Here is a 14,042-nt window from a genome sequence, read left to right as displayed (position 1 = left end):
GGAGGGAGTTCCGAGGCGTTTCTTGTGGGCGTAGTACGTGGAAGGGGCGATCTTGCAGCCGGAGCCGACGGCCCCGCTGACCATGGCCGGACACGAACGCCCCAGCCACGGCGGCCGCCTGCTCATGGGCGTCGCCTGGGCCGTGCTGCTGCTCGGGCTGTGGCTGTGGGGGCGGGAGGTCACCGCCGTCCCGCTGAACCCATCCGCCCCGGTGTCGGGCGACGTCGCCGCGGTCGGACGGCCGCAGCGCGTCCAACTGCCGCCCGCCATACGGCCTTTGGGGGACGCGTTGCCGCAGCGCCTCGACCTCCCCGGGCTCGGTGTGCGGGCACCGGTGGTGGCCCGGGGGCTCGATCCGAAGGGCGCGGTCGATCCACCACCGCACGACCGGGCAGGCGTCGTGGGGTGGTACGCGGCCGGTGTGCGTCCGGGGGCCGCCGGCTCCGCGCTGATGGTGGGGCACGCCGACTCCGCCACCCGGCCCGCCGTCTTCCACCGGCTCGGCACGCTGAAGCCGGGCGCGACGGTGCGGGTGCTCCGCGACGACGGCAAGGCCGCCGAGTTCACCGTGGCGGACGTGCACGTCGTCGACCGCGACCGCTTCGACGCCCGGCAGACCTACGGACCCCATCGGTCGGGGCGGGCCGAACTGCGCCTGATCGCCTGCGCCGGCACCGTCGACCGGGCGACCCGCGGCTGCACGGCGGACGTGGTCGTGTCGGCGTACCTCACGGGAGCGGGGCTGTAGGGGTTTGCCGCAGGGTCGGCCGGATCTCCCGAGTGGAGCGGTGCGGGGCCGGGCCCTCGGCGACCTCGTGTGCCCCACGCCACGTATGTCAGGATTGGGCCCTGGAACAGTGCACCCAGGGGGGAGTTGGATGTACCTGAAGAGGGGGGCCTGGAGGGGCGCTCGTGCGCGGACGTGCGCCGCGGTGCTGGGGGCGGCACTGCTGGTCGCGGGATGTTCGTCCGGAGACGGCGACGAGCCGGAGGACAACGCCGGCGCCGGGATGAGTCAGCAGCCCAAGGACGTCGACCCGTTCTGGGTGAACCCGGACGGGAACGCGGCCAAGCAGTTGGTGGCCTACCAGAAGGCCGGCAAGAAGGAGGACGCCGAGCAGATCCGCAAGATAGCGGAGCAGCCGACGGGGGAGTGGATCAGCCCGGAGAGCCCGGAGGAGCAGGCGCGCGGCTTCACCGCGGCCGCCGACAAGGCGGGCCGTACGGCGCTGCTCGTGCTCTACAACATCCCGCACCGCGACTGCGGCAACTTCTCGGGGGGCGGCGCCGCCGACGGCAACGCCTACCGGGCGTTCGTCGACAGCGTCGCCAAGGGCATCGGCGACCGGGAGGCGACGGTGATCCTGGAGCCGGACGCGGTGCTGCACATGGTGGACAACTGCACGGCGGAGGAGTACCACGAGGAGCGCTACGACCTCCTCAGCGGTGCCGTCGCCAAGCTCAAGTCCCTGAAGAACACCAAGGTCTACCTGGACGCGGGCAACGCCGGCTGGGGCCACCCCGACCAGATCTTCGAGCCCCTGAAGCGGGCGGGCATCGACCAGGCGGACGGCTTCTCGGTCAACGTCTCCAACTTCTACACGACCAAGGACTCGATTGCGTACGGCAAGGAGCTCTCCGCCAAGGTGGGCGACAAGCCCTTCGTGATCGACACCAGCCGCAACGGCAACGGCCCCTACACCGAGGGCAACCCGGACGAGCGCTGGTGCAACCCGCCGGGCCGCGCGCTGGGCGAGACGCCGACGACGAAGACCGCGGACCCGCTGGTCGACGCCTATGTGTGGGTCAAGCGCCCGGGCGAGTCGGACGGCGAGTGCAAGGGCGGGCCGAAGGCGGGCGAGTGGTGGGCGGAGTACGCCCTGGGCCTCGCCAAGGCCAGCAAGTAGAGCCGAAGGCCGGTCAACAGGCCGTGGACGCCTTGGGGGCGCCCTCCATGACGGAGGGCGCCCCCAAGCGCGTATGGACCGCGGACCGCTACGGGACCTTGACCCACTGCGCCTTGCTCGGCGTGCCCTGGTCATCGGTCACGAACAGCATGTACCAGCCCGACGGAACCAGGTTCCGGTTCGTCGGCACGGTCACCGTGATCTTGTCGCCGGACGCCTTGAAGTCCAGCGCCACCGACCGCTGGTCGACATCCGTGACGTGCGTGGACGCGCTCGGCCGGATCAGCCGTACGTTCTGGATGGACGAGGCGTGCTGCGAGGTGAACGTGCCCGTCCCGCCGCGCCGGATGGTCTGCGGGCCCCCGGACAGCGACGGCTGTGCGTCCCGGTACAGATACGGCGGCGTGTAGATCTCGATCCGCTGCTCGAACGTGCCCGGCTTGGTGTTGGCCTTGTCGGCGAACAGCGAGTCCGAGCCGAAGAACATCACCCGGCCGTCGGGCAGCAGGATCGACCCGGAGTGGTAGTTGCGGCCCACCAGCGGGTCGGCGACCCGGTCGAGGGCGTTCGCGCCCGGGCGGTAGATCCGCGCCTGGAGGATGTTGGAGTCGCCGCGGCCCCGGTAGTCCTCGGAACCACCCGACACCAGCACGGTGTCGTCGGGGAGCACCGACGCCTGCGGATAACGCGTGCCCTTCTCCAGTGACGGCCCGTCCACGAACCTCGGGTCGTCCGCCTTGAGATCGATGATCCGGGTCTTCTCGCTGGACAGCTTGGACTCGCCGACGCCACCGCCGCCGATCACCATGTACTTCTCGTCCTGCGCCGGCGGCAGCAGCACCGTGCCCGAGGTCTCCATCAGCTTGGCGTCGCTCAGCCCGGGCAGCTTGGTGAACTTGTTCGTCGCCACATCCCAGATGCCCGGGTCGCGGCCCACGTCGTCAGGGCCGTAGCCCGCGTTCGAACCCGAGTAGAAGATCTTGCCGTTCTGCAGCGGGAACAACGCCGGGTAGGTCGGGAACTGCCGCACCTTCGCCGTGTAGGTCCACTTCTTGGTCTTCGGGTCGTAGACCTCGTTCTTGCCCGGGACCAGCTGGCCGATGTCGTCGAGGCCGGAGACGCTGAGGATCCTGCCGTCGCTCAGCGTGGTGAGCGTCGGGTACCAGCGGGCCTCGTGCATCGGGTCGACCTTGATGTACTTCTCGGCGACCGGGTCGAACTCGTAGGTGTCCCGGATGCCCTGGAAGTCCTTCTTGTCGAGGGCGAGCTTCTGCGCGATGCCGTAGGTGTTGCGCGCGTCGGCGCCGGTCAGGCCCTGGACGCGGTAGTTGTCCTGGGTGCCGGTCTCGTACTCGGCGCCCTTCTTCTGCGCCTCCACGTAGATCCGGCCGAGCCCCGGGTCGTTGCGCAGGAACTTGCCGGTCGCCTTGTCGAAGACCTTCTTCGCGCGTGGCACCAGCACCGGGTCCTTGGAGACGAACGTCTTGCCGTTCTCCTTGCCGGTGAACTTGGTGCCCGCGGGCAGCGTGATCGGCTTGTCCGGGTTCTCGTTGTGGACGATCATCAGGCCGCCGGCCTTGGTGACGTCACCTTCCAGCTTCTCGTAGCGCTTCGTCCCGCCCGCGATCAGCAGGTTGCCGTTGGCCAGTTGGGTGTGGCCGGTGCAGAACAGGTCGTTCGGCGTCGGCACCTTCTTGATCGTGCCCTTGACCGGGTCCCAGATCCGGGTGTCGTACCGCTTCGCGTCGAAGTTGTCCTGATTGTTGCCCGACCCCGCGATCAGCAGCACCTTGCCGGTGTGCAACAGCGCCGCGTGGATGGTGTTCTGGCGGTACTCCTCGGGGAACTCGACTATCTCCCACTTGCCGTTCTCGGCTTTGTACTCGGGTCTGTTGATCTGGTACTCGTGATACTTCTCGGTACCGACCCGGTACAGCCACGGCCCGTTCATCCCGGCCAGCGCGAGTACCACCGCCGTACCTATCGCGAGTCGACGGGCGCGGCGGCGGCCTGCACGGTCGTTCATTCCTTACGTCCCCCAAGTCCACCCAGGGCGATTTGCATGGTCTGGTCGTTGCCGCTGCCGGAAGCGGCCCAACTCGGTTTGTGGTGCGGGGCATGCGGGGCATGCGGGGCATGCGCCGTGTGCGGAGCGTGGGACGCGTGCTGCGCGGGCAGCGGTTGCGGCTCCGGCTGGTACGGCGCGGCCTGGGCCGACACCGGCGCGGCGGGCCGCTTCCTGTCCTGACGCAGCATGTAGCGCCAGGCGAAGATCGGCGTCGCGGTGATCAGCATGGCGAACGTCGCCCAGATGATCATCGCCGGGTGCGAGTGCCCGTACACGAAGCCGGCCGTGATCGACGCGCCGAAGATCACGATGAAGTACCAGTGGTACCGGAAGGTCCCGAACCACCGGTCGGGGCTGGCCGAATCGCCCTTGGGCGTCACCACGAACTTGCTCTTGCGGCGCAGCACGGAGTCGATCAGCGCCTTCGCGTACAGCGGCGCCGACAGCGCGGACATCACCATGCCGGCCACACCGCCGGAGCCCTCCGGCTCGTGCGGCGAGACGTTGTGGCGGCGGTTCCAGACGTACAGGCCGATCTGGAGCGCGGAGGCGTTGCCGTAGAGCATCAGCCAGATCGTCGGGTCGATGTTCACACCCGAGGCGCCCAGGCCCAGGAACAGCGCACAGCTCAGCGCCGCCAGGATCCAGTTCAGGGCCGACATCGGGTAGAAGATGATCATCATCGTGTAGTTGAACAACTTGCTCGGCGGCAGCGAGTACCAGCCCTTCCAGTACTGCTTGAGGATCGTCTCGTACGTCCCCCGCGACCAGCGCATCTGCTGGGTGAAGAAGTCCGTCCAGGCGCTCGGCCCCTCACCGACGGCCAGCACGTCCGGCGTGTACACGGACCGCCACTTCTTGCCCGTGGCCGGGTTCTTGTGGCGGTGGATCTCGAAGCCGGTCGCCATGTCCTCGGTGATCGAGTCGTACAGGCCGCCGATCTGCTTGAGCGCCTTGATGCGTACGGCGTTCGACGTACCCACGAACATCGGAGCGCCGTAGCGGTTGCCCGCGCGCTGGATGAGGGCGTGGAAGAGGAACTGCTGGGACTCGGCGGCCTTGGTGACGAAGTTGTCGTAGTTGCCGTACACCTGCGGGCCGATGACGAAGCCGACGTTCGGGTCGCGGAAGAAGCCGAGCATCCGCTCCAGGTAGTTGGGCAGCGGCACGTGGTCGGTGTCGACCGAGGCGAAGAAGTCGTAGTCGTCGCCGTGGGCGTCGAGCCAGGCGTTGTAGTTGCCGTGCTTGGTCTTGGCGCGGTGCGGGCCCTTGGCCTGGTTCCACTTCGCGATGCCCTTGCGGGAGAAGTGGTGCACGCCGAGCCGCCGGCAGACCTCCTTGACCTCCGCATCGTCGCCCTCGTCGAGCAGCCAGACGTGCAGAAGCCCCCGGTGGCGCAGCTTGACGGCCGCTTCCAGGGTCTTCGTCACCATCTCCAGCGGCTCCTTGCCGGGCACGAAGGAGGTGAGGAAGGCCACTCTCGTGCCGGTCTCCGGTACCACCGGGATGGGGTCGCGGGCGACCAGGGTGGCGTGCGCGTTGGACAGTACGTTCATGCAGCGGAAGAACTCGATCAGGCCGATCGAGACGAGCATGACCATGTCGAGCGCCGGCAGGAAGTCGAAGGCGGGATAGTCCCGTTCGGTCCAGTGCTCGGGCTGGAGCAGCCAGAACAGCAGGACCAGGGAGAGCACCGGGGCCGCGGCCAGCATCAGCGCGACCCTGATGCGGTGCGGCTCCTGCGAGATCAGCGAGCGGTACTGGACCCGGTACGGCTTGTTCGGGTCGGGCTGGGTGAGGGGACCGGCCAGCCGGCTGTAGTGCTCGTAGTCGTACTTCGGCAGCGTCTTCTTTATCCGGCGGAAAGCTCCGGTCCGGGTCTGCGAAGGCACCCTGAGCTGGGTGGTCTGAGACGGGTCGAAGTTATGCCGGGCGCCCGTCGGCGTCGACGTCATGAGTCATTCCCCCCACACGCAGGTGACCGCGTGTCTGTCGGTTCCTTTACGGCTGCTCAGGTCCCCCTCGACCTTCACAGGCGTATCAGTGGTGGGTCGCAGTCACCACATCTTCCACACCTTAGACACGGAACCGCGACCTTCCGGTTGCATCATGCCCCCCTCGGCATGCGGTCATGAACGGGGCCCCCTATGCCCCGGCGAAAACCGGCAACCGGCTCCTTGCCCCCCAACTGCCGCGTATCCGCAGCATCTTGAAAAACCAATCACCAGGTTCTACGTCGTTCCACATGATCGCAAGATGCGAAACGAGGTGTTTACCGGTCATACGCGCTCATTGTGGCACCTGTGGGGGTGTTGTGTACCCGTCGTGGAAACGCGGGCGCGGATGTTGCCGAAGTGTTCCCGTATGGCCTCCTCCGCCCGCAGCGCGTCGCCCGACCGCACCGCGTCCACGATCTCCCGGTGCTGCCGGCAGGTCACCAGCGGATCCTGCGGCGCGCCGCCGAGATCGGTGTGGACACGGTGGAAGGCGTCCCAGAACGCCTCCATGACCTCGCCCAGCAGCGCGTTGTCCAACCCCCGGTAGAGGGTGGCGTGAAACGCCCGGTCGGTCTCGGCGATCCCGTCGCCGCCCCGCGCCGCCTGATCTTCCATACGGTCGACCAGCGCGTCCAGTTCAACGAGATCGGCGTCCGGAATCCGCCCCGCGAGCCGCGACACCAGCCCGGTCTCCACGGCCTCGCGCAGTTCCAGCAACTGGAGCAGGGTGTCCTCGCCCCGGTAGTGCCCGGCGACCGTACGGAAGGCGAGGCCCTCGATCATCGGCGCCAGCGACATCGTGCCGACGTACGTCCCGAACCCGTGCCGGATCTCCACGATGCCCATCGCCTGGAGTCCCTTGAGCGCCTCGCGCACGGAGTTCCGGCTGGCACCCAGGTGCGCCATCAGCTCGGGCTCCGTCGGCAGCGGGGCCCCGGAGGGCAGCCGGCGATCGATGATCAGCTTCTTGATCCGCTCCTGAAGGTCACGCGCTGCCATGGCCAGAGAGTATCCGGCCAAACACGAGAACAGCCCCTCGCTCGCGCGAGGGGCTGTCTTGTCTGTGCGCCGCCAGGGACTCGAACCCCGGACCCGCTGATTAAGAGTCAGCTGCTCTAACCAACTGAGCTAGCGGCGCGTGCTGACGGCGTTAACTCTACATGACCTGCGGGGGTGCCTGAGACCACCTGCCAGGGCGGCCGGGGGAGGCCGGGCGGCCGTAAACCATTCGGACCGTCAACATGCGCGTGCGGAAGACAGTTGTGAAACTGGCGGTGTGTGCAGCCGTGGACATTTGTATCCGGAGTGTGAGGGGAATCGCATGGAGACTCGGACTCCGGTATTCGAGGAATTCGATCCGGAGCGGGACTGCGACTGCCCCGGATGCGTTCACTGGCGGCGCGTCCTGCCGCATTCCACGACCGGCCGCCATCCGGCGGCGGCCCGGGCGCTGATCGTCGCCGCGGCCGCCTCGACCACCCTCGCCGTCGGCCACCCCGCCCCGGCCCTCGCCACCCCCCACACCCTCGACCGGCCGGGCGTTCCCGCAGGTGACGAGCCCGCGTCGCCTCAGGGCGGGCAGGCCCCGCTGCACGGGCCGGGCGGTCGGCCGGCCAAGCCGGGCACGGTCCGGACGCCGGCGACCACTCGCGCGGAGATCATCAGGCGGGCCAAGAAATGGGTCGCCGCGAAGGTGCCGTACAGCATGTACAGGTACTGGTCGGACGGATACCGGCAGGACTGCTCGGGCTTCGTCTCGATGGCCTGGAACCTGCCGGGAAACGAATGGACCGGCAGCCTCGACCAGTACGGCGTACGAATCCCCCGGGAGGATCTGCAACCCGGGGACATTCTGCTGTTCCACAATCCGGCGGACCCCGAGAAGGGCTCGCACGTCGTCATTTTCGGCGGCTGGACGGACTACACGCGCACCTACTACGTCGCCTACGAGTCGACCCGCCCCCATGCCCGCCGACTGGTCACCCCGTACGCCTACTGGAGCCACTCCGACCGCTACCTGGCCTACCGCTACAAGGGGCTCACGGGCGGCGCGACGGGTACGAGACCGGACACCGGTCAGCAAGGTGATCCGCCGGGCAGTGGGCAGCCGGTCACCGCCGAGCCGGAGGAGCCGCAGAGGCCCCAGGTGCCGCAGGCGCCCCAGAAACCGCAGGCGCCGCAGCGCGCGGCGCCGTATCCGGGACGGGCGTACTTCGGCCCCGGCGCCCACAACAAGCACGTCACCCAGCTAGGCCGGATGCTCGTGGCGCGCGGCGCCGGCCGGTACTACGCCCAGGGCCCCGGCCCGCGCTGGACGGACGCGGACCGGGGGGCCACCCGGGCCTTCCAGCTGGCGCAGGGCTGGCGGGGCCCGGACGCGGACGGGCTGCCGGGGCCGCAGACGTGGACGCTGCTGGCGACGGGCAAGGGCAAGGACGTCCAGGCGGCGGGGGCGGCCGGGGCGGGCGCCCACCAGGCGCCGGCGTCGCACGGGGTGCCCGGGTATCCGGGGCGGGCGATGTTCCGGCCGGGCGCGAACAACAAGTACGTCACCCAGCTCGGCAGACAGCTGGTGAAGAAGGGATTCGGCAAGCACTACAGAACCGGGCCGGGACCGCGCTGGGGCGAGGCGGACCGGCGCGGCGTGGAGGCCTTCCAGCGCGCCCAGGGCTGGCGGGGCGGCGCGGCGGACGGCTGTCCGGGACCGGAGACCTGGCGACGGCTTTTCTCGTAGTCGGCCCCAGGGGCTTGTAGGCGCATGACCGGCTGTACGACCTTCCTGTGACGCATCTGGCGCGGAGGCTGGAGGCACGCGTGACCACGACCACTTCTCATACGCCCGAGCCCGAGGGGCTCGCGGGTCCGGCCGACGGGTCCGTCCGGCCCGCGCGGCTGATCCAGAACGAGGCGACCACCGAGATCCCCGTCCATCTGCTGTTCCGCGACGACCCCGACCCGGTGTCGGTGCCGCTCAAGCCGGCGATCGTGGGGCGCCGGCAGGGCACGGGGGAGCAGCCCCGGGTGCGCCACGCCGTGCAGCCCAAGCCGCCGCCCGCCCCGGACATGGACCCCGACCTGGTGGAGCGGCCCGCGCGGGTGCTGCCCGGGGCGGCCGGTGTGTTCGCCGGGGCCTGCGGGGCGGCCGGGTGTCTGGCCACCTCGTGGTGGGCGGGGGCGCTGCCGCCGCTGGTGGTCGAGGCGCTGCGGCTGCCGGCGTCCGGGGGCGCGGGGCTGGGACCCGCGCAGTGGGTGGCGTACACGGGGGCCGGTGCCCTGGGGCTGTTCGGGTTCGGCGGGCTGGCGCGGGGGCGGACCGGGCGGGCCTGGGTGCTCGGGCTGTTCGGTCGCTACCGGGGGACGGTCCGGCGTACCGGCCTGCTGTGGGTCAACCCGCTGCTGCTGCGCCGCGGGGTCGACGTACGGCTGCGGCACTGGCGCAGCGAGCCGATGCCGGCGGCGGACGGCGGCGGGGTGGCGCTGCGGGTCGTCGTGCTGGTGGTGTGGCGGGTGCGGGACAGCGCGCGGGCGCTGCTCGGGGTGGCGGACCACGAGAGGTATCTGCGCGAGTGCGTCGAGGCGGCGCTGGCCCGGGTGCCGGTGGAGATGCCGGGCGGCCCGCGCGGGTCCGTCGAGGCGGCGGGGGAGACGCTGACCCGGTTGGTGGTGCGGGACGCGGAGGCGGTCGGGCTGGAGGTGTTCTCGGTGCGGCCGGTACGGGTGGAGTACGCCCCCGAGGTCGCCGCCGCCATGCACCGCCGCCGTATCGCCGCGCTGGACGCGCAGCACCGGGCCGCCGTGCTCACCTCGGTCGTCGACTCGGTGGAGGACACGGTGACGCGGCTGACCGTGCGGGGCCTGGTGGAGCTCGACGACTACGAACGCAAGGCGCTGGTCAAGGACTTGACGGTGGCGTTCTGCGCGGGGCGTGGCGAGACGGCCGGCTGACGGCCGGCTGACGGCCCGTCGAACATGTCCTTCGATTGGTATGGACATGTTCAATGGTCAGCAATAACCTGGGACTTGGTCTAGACCTGCAAGCTCATCGAACTTCCCCCACGTTCCCAGGAGCAGCAGCATGCGCAGCAGGACCAGGTGGTACGCCGCCGCACTCGGACTGACCACGGCCGGCGCCCTCGTGCTCTCCGCCGGAGGCGCGAGCAGCCACGGCTACACCGACCTCCCCATCAGCCGGCAGAAGCTCTGCCAGAACGGCACCGTGACCAACTGCGGCCCCGTCCAGTGGGAGCCGCAGAGCGTCGAGGGCCCGAAGGGCTTCCCCGGCTCCGGCCCGGCCGACGGGCAGATATGCAACGCCGGTCTCGGCCAGTTCAGCCAGCTCAGCGCACCCAGGACCCCGTCCGGGGGAGCCTGGCCGACCACCAAGGTGACGGGCGGACAGAGCTACACCTTCCGCTGGCAGTTCACGGCCATGCACGCCACGACCGACTTCAAGTACTACGTCACCAAGCCGGGCTGGAACCAGAACCACAACCTGGCCCGCTCCGACCTCAACCTCACCCCGTTCCTGACGGTGCCGTACAACGGTCAGCGGCCCCCGGCGACGCTCTCCCACAGCGGCAGGCTGCCGTCCGGGCTCAGCGGTCACCACGTCATCCTCGCGGTGTGGACGGTCCACGACACGGGCAACGCGTTCTACGCGTGCTCCGACGTCACGTTCTGAGGTTCTCTTGAGTCAGCGTCCCGGCCGGCGTGGGTAGGTTCCTGCCACGCCGGCCGAACGGGTCGGCGCACCGACCTCGGGGGACTGGACCATGGACGTGTTCTTCTACGTCGTACCCGGCCTGATCATGGCCGCGGCCCTCTTCGCGGCGTACCGGGTGGTGCGCCGCTCGTTGCAGCTGCGCAGCGCCTGGAACAGCGGGCTCACGGCACAGGGCCGCTGCCTGCGGATGTACACGACGACCCACGGCGGTGGCGGCGACACGCGCGTGAGCACCACGCTGCACCACGTCTACGAGTTCACCACCCCCGACGGCCGCCTCGTGCGGTTCGAGGAGGAGGACGGCCCGGGGACGACGGTCGAGGGCGACATCGTGACCGTGTACTACGCCGACGGCCCCGAAGTGGTGGCCACCGCCCACCGGCCGCGCCACGGCAGGCAGGCGGCGGCCTCCTTCGGCCTCCTCGCCTTCCTCGGTGTGGTCGTGGTGTTCTGCGTGGGCTTCATCGCCACCTACGCCCAGATGTCCGAGATGGACGCCATGGGTTTCTGACCCGCCACGCCCTCCACATCTGACGGTACGTCAATTACCGTGCGTCTCCATGGAGTCCACTGCGGGGCGTACGGTCGCGGAACTGGTGGCGGCGCGGTGGGGCGACCACCGGCCGGGGCTGTGGTTCGAGGGGAAGCTGCTGACCGGGCACGAGGTGGCGGCCGGGGCCGCCGCCCGTGCGGCACTGCTGGCCGACCTGCTGCCGCCCGGCGCCGAGCCGCACATCGGCGTGCTGCTCGACAACACCCCGGAGTACCCGATGTGGCTGAGCGCGGCCGCCCTCGCGCGAGCCGCCGTCGCGGGGATCAACCCCACCCGCCGGGGACCGGAACTCGCCCGCGACATCCTGCACACCGAGTGCCGGGTCCTGGTCACCGAGCGGGCCCACCTGCCGCTGCTCGACGGCCTCGACCTGCCCGGCGTGCGCCTGCTGCTGACCGGCACCCCGGAGTACGACACCCTGCTCGCCCCGTACGCCGACGCGCGTCCCGACGCCTTCCGCGCCGCCCCGGGCGACCGGCTCCTGCTCTCCTTCACCTCCGGCTCGACCGGCGCCCCCAAGGCCGCGATCTGCACCCAGGGGCGGCTGGCGGCCGCCGGGCGCTCCCTGGCCGACCAGTTCCAGGTGCGGCCCGACGACGTGCACTACATCTGCATGCCGATGTTCCACGGCAACGCGGTGATCGCCGACTGGGCACCCGCCCTCGCGGCCGGCGCCGGAGTGGCGCTGCGGCGGCGGTTCTCGGCGTCCGGTCTCCTCGCGGACGTACGGGCGTGCGGGGCGACGTACTTCACCTACGTCGGCCGGGCGATCCAGTACCTCCTCGCCACCGACCCCCGCCCCGACGACCGGGACCATCGGCTGAGGCTCGGCTTCGGCACCGAGGCGGGTGCCGTGGACGCCGCCGCCTTCGAGCGGCGGTTCGGGGTGCGGCTGGTGGAGGGGTACGGCTCGTCCGAGGGCGGGGCGGCCGTGCGGTGGTCGCCGGGGACGCCCGCGGGGGCCGTGGGGCGGGCGGCGCCGGGGCTCGTCGTGCTCGATCCGGAGACCTGTGCGGAGTGTCCGCCGGCTGTCTTCGACGCGGCCGGGCGGCTGGTCAACGGGGACGAGGCCATCGGGGAGCTGGTCAACCGGGGGCCGAACCCCTTCGAGGGGTACTGGCGCAACGCGGAGGCGGAGGGGGAGCGGCGGCGGAAGGGCTGGTACTGGACGGGGGACCTGTTCTGCCGGGACGCCGACGGCTATCTGTACTTCGCGGGCCGCGCCGGCGACCGGCTCCGGGTCGACGGCGAGAACCTGTCCGCCGCGATGATCGAGAACATCCTCGCCCGGTACGAGGGTGCCGTGGCGGTCGCCGTCTACGCGGTGCCGGACCCGGTGACCGGGGACCAGGTGATGGCGGCGCTCGCCGGGACCTTCGAGCCGGCCGCCTTCGCGGCGTTCCTCGCCGCGCAGCCCGATCTCGGGACGAAGATGGCGCCCCGGTTCGTGCGGCTCGTGGAGCGGATGCCGGTCACGGCCACGAACAAGATCCACCGGGCGGGGCTCAGGAGGGAGGGGCTCCGGTGCGCCGATCCGGTGTGGTGGCGGCCACCTGGCGAGCAGGCATACCGGAGGCTGACCCCGGAAGATATCGCTCCGGGCGATGCCGAAGGGCCCCTCGCTCCCACGAGAGGCCCTTCGGCGGGGGGTGTGGGTGGCAAAGCCCCCACAGCGCGCGGCGGAGCCGCGCAATAACAGAGATGGCGAGGTGGTTCGCGCTTTCCGCGAACACGCCTCGCCATCGACATCGTGCGCCGCCAGGGACTCGAACCCCGGACCCGCTGATTAAGAGTCAGCTGCTCTAACCAACTGAGCTAGCGGCGCATGACTCCCGCCGACCGCGTTTGACTGTGGTGTCTCGCGGCGGGCGACGAAGAAAATAATACCCGGTGCCGAGGGGTGGTTCTGACCACCGCTGCGGGCGGCGGTCAGCCCTGGATCGCCAGCGACAGCAGCACCGGCGCCGCGTTCCGGTTCAGCGTGTCCGCCGCCTGGCGCAGCCGGTGCGCGTGCTCGACCGGGAGCGACAGGGCCAGGCAGCCCACCGAGGATCCGGCCGTGATCGGGACCGCCGCGCACACCGTGCCCACCGCGTACTCCTGGAGGTCGAGGTGGGGGACCGTCGGCGGCTGGGACTCCAGACGGGAGAGCAGGACCTTGTCGCTGGTGATCGTGCGCGAGGTGAGGCGGGCCATCCGGTGGCGGGAGAGATGGTCGCGCCGGCCGTTGTGGTCGAGCTGGCCGAGCAGGCTCTTGCCGATCGCGGTGGCGTGGGCGGAGTCGCGGAAGTCGACCCACTCGTTGACCACGGGCGTGGCCGGACCGGCGGCGTACTGGTCGATCCTGACCTCGCCGTCGACGTACCGGCTGATGTAGACCGCGGCGCCCACCGAGTCGCGCAGCCGGTCGAGGGTGCGCTGGAGGTTCTCGCGCAGGGCCTGGTCGTGGCCCCGCGCGGAACCGAGACGGGTGAGGGCGTCGCCCGTGACGTACGCCCCGTCGGCGACCTGCTCGACGTAGCCCTCGCGGCGCAGCATCCGCAGCAGGCCCGTCAGGCGCTCGGGGCCGATGCGGGTGTGCCGGGCGAGCTCGGTGTCGGTGACTCCGGTGCGGTGCCGCGCCACGGTCTCCAGGACGCGCAGGGCGTCCTGGGCCGAGTGGTACGGCGCGGTCGGCTCGTGCGTCAGCGCCACGGTTCCCCCTGCGGTCGCTCATTGGGCCGGGTTGCAGTCAGCCAATCCCCTCAACGATAACCGGCAAGAGGTTTGCAGTGAGCGGTTGTTGACGAGATTG

General features: G+C 70.4%; 11 protein-coding genes and 2 tRNA genes. 7 read left to right on the top strand and 6 right to left on the bottom strand.

Annotated features, from left to right (window positions below; genetic code table 11):
- Positions 1–82 precede the first annotated feature (82 nt).
- A complete protein-coding gene (locus tag ABZ078_RS39775; RefSeq protein WP_356583418.1) occupies positions 83–748 on the top strand; it encodes a class F sortase in 666 nt (221 codons plus the stop codon).
- Between the two features lie 130 nt (positions 749–878).
- Positions 879–1,907: a glycoside hydrolase family 6 protein gene (locus ABZ078_RS39770; RefSeq protein ID WP_356583415.1), complete on the top strand. Its 1,029-nt coding sequence runs from the start codon at positions 879–881 to the stop codon at positions 1,905–1,907.
- An 88-nt stretch (positions 1,908–1,995) separates the two neighbouring features.
- Here ABZ078_RS39770 and ABZ078_RS39765 read toward each other — a convergent pair whose 3' ends face one another.
- The 4 genes from ABZ078_RS39765 to ABZ078_RS39750 all read right to left on the bottom strand — a co-directional run bounded on the left by ABZ078_RS39765 (position 1,996) and on the right by ABZ078_RS39750 (position 7,110).
- Complete coding sequence (locus ABZ078_RS39765; protein ID WP_356583414.1) at positions 1,996–3,933, bottom strand: kelch motif-containing protein; 1,938 nt, start codon at positions 3,931–3,933, stop codon at positions 1,996–1,998.
- Positions 3,930–5,930 (bottom strand): glycosyltransferase family 2 protein, encoded by a 2,001-nt coding sequence (locus ABZ078_RS39760; RefSeq protein ID WP_356583413.1) that lies wholly within the window; start codon positions 5,928–5,930, stop codon positions 3,930–3,932. Before ABZ078_RS39760 ends, ABZ078_RS39765 begins: the two co-directional genes overlap by 4 nt.
- A 324-nt stretch (positions 5,931–6,254) precedes the next feature.
- Positions 6,255–6,971: a FadR/GntR family transcriptional regulator gene (locus ABZ078_RS39755; protein ID WP_356583412.1), complete on the bottom strand. Its 717-nt coding sequence runs from the start codon at positions 6,969–6,971 to the stop codon at positions 6,255–6,257.
- A gap of 65 nt (positions 6,972–7,036) precedes the next feature.
- A tRNA-Lys gene (locus tag ABZ078_RS39750) sits at positions 7,037–7,110 on the bottom strand.
- Between the two features lie 183 nt (positions 7,111–7,293).
- On the opposite strand from ABZ078_RS39750, the gene ABZ078_RS39745 reads away from it, so the two are divergent.
- The 5 genes from ABZ078_RS39745 to ABZ078_RS39725 all read left to right on the top strand — a co-directional run bounded on the left by ABZ078_RS39745 (position 7,294) and on the right by ABZ078_RS39725 (position 12,944).
- Positions 7,294–8,706, top strand: coding sequence for a peptidoglycan-binding protein (locus ABZ078_RS39745; protein WP_356583411.1), 1,413 nt, complete (start codon positions 7,294–7,296; stop codon positions 8,704–8,706).
- A gap of 80 nt (positions 8,707–8,786) precedes the next feature.
- On the top strand, positions 8,787–9,917 hold the full coding sequence (locus ABZ078_RS39740; protein ID WP_356583410.1) for an SPFH domain-containing protein: 1,131 nt from the start codon (positions 8,787–8,789) through the stop codon (positions 9,915–9,917).
- Between the two features lie 130 nt (positions 9,918–10,047).
- Complete coding sequence (locus ABZ078_RS39735; RefSeq protein ID WP_356583409.1) at positions 10,048–10,653, top strand: lytic polysaccharide monooxygenase; 606 nt, start codon at positions 10,048–10,050, stop codon at positions 10,651–10,653.
- Positions 10,654–10,744: 91 nt separating this feature from the next.
- Positions 10,745–11,206: a DUF3592 domain-containing protein gene (locus ABZ078_RS39730; RefSeq protein ID WP_356583408.1), complete on the top strand. Its 462-nt coding sequence runs from the start codon at positions 10,745–10,747 to the stop codon at positions 11,204–11,206.
- A gap of 49 nt (positions 11,207–11,255) precedes the next feature.
- A complete protein-coding gene (locus ABZ078_RS39725) occupies positions 11,256–12,944 on the top strand; it encodes an AMP-binding protein (protein WP_356583407.1) in 1,689 nt (562 codons plus the stop codon).
- A gap of 55 nt (positions 12,945–12,999) precedes the next feature.
- Here ABZ078_RS39725 and ABZ078_RS39720 read toward each other — a convergent pair.
- Positions 13,000–13,073, bottom strand: a tRNA-Lys gene (locus ABZ078_RS39720).
- Between the two features lie 104 nt (positions 13,074–13,177).
- Positions 13,178–13,942 carry an IclR family transcriptional regulator C-terminal domain-containing protein gene (locus ABZ078_RS39715; RefSeq protein ID WP_356583406.1) on the bottom strand — a complete coding sequence of 255 codons (765 nt, stop codon included), beginning with the start codon at positions 13,940–13,942 and terminating at the stop codon, positions 13,178–13,180.
- Between the last annotated feature and the right edge of the window lie 100 nt (positions 13,943–14,042).

Origin of the sequence: Streptomyces sp. NPDC006385 (assembly GCF_040612485.1) — a bacterium.
Classification (GTDB): Bacteria; Actinomycetota; Actinomycetes; order Streptomycetales; family Streptomycetaceae; genus Streptomyces.
Note: the sequence above shows the minus strand (reverse complement) of the source record. Positions and strands in the feature narration are given on the sequence as shown.

Bases quoted from the DNA above. Each gene is read 5' to 3' on its own strand.
- ABZ078_RS39770 (WP_356583415.1), top strand. From the start codon at position 879: ATGTACCTGAAGAGGGGGGCCTGGAGGGGCGCTCGTGCGCGGACGTGC.
- ABZ078_RS39755 (WP_356583412.1), bottom strand. From the start codon at position 6,971: ATGGCAGCGCGTGACCTTCAGGAGCGGATCAAGAAGCTGATCATCGAT.
- ABZ078_RS39730 (WP_356583408.1), top strand. From the start codon at position 10,745: ATGGACGTGTTCTTCTACGTCGTACCCGGCCTGATCATGGCCGCGGCC.
- ABZ078_RS39725 (WP_356583407.1), top strand. From the start codon at position 11,256: ATGGAGTCCACTGCGGGGCGTACGGTCGCGGAACTGGTGGCGGCGCGG.
- ABZ078_RS39745 (WP_356583411.1), top strand. From the start codon at position 7,294: ATGGAGACTCGGACTCCGGTATTCGAGGAATTCGATCCGGAGCGGGAC.
- ABZ078_RS39760 (WP_356583413.1), bottom strand. From the start codon at position 5,930: ATGACGTCGACGCCGACGGGCGCCCGGCATAACTTCGACCCGTCTCAG.
- ABZ078_RS39775 (WP_356583418.1), top strand. From the start codon at position 83: ATGGCCGGACACGAACGCCCCAGCCACGGCGGCCGCCTGCTCATGGGC.
- ABZ078_RS39735 (WP_356583409.1), top strand. From the start codon at position 10,048: ATGCGCAGCAGGACCAGGTGGTACGCCGCCGCACTCGGACTGACCACG.
- ABZ078_RS39765 (WP_356583414.1), bottom strand. From the start codon at position 3,933: ATGAACGACCGTGCAGGCCGCCGCCGCGCCCGTCGACTCGCGATAGGT.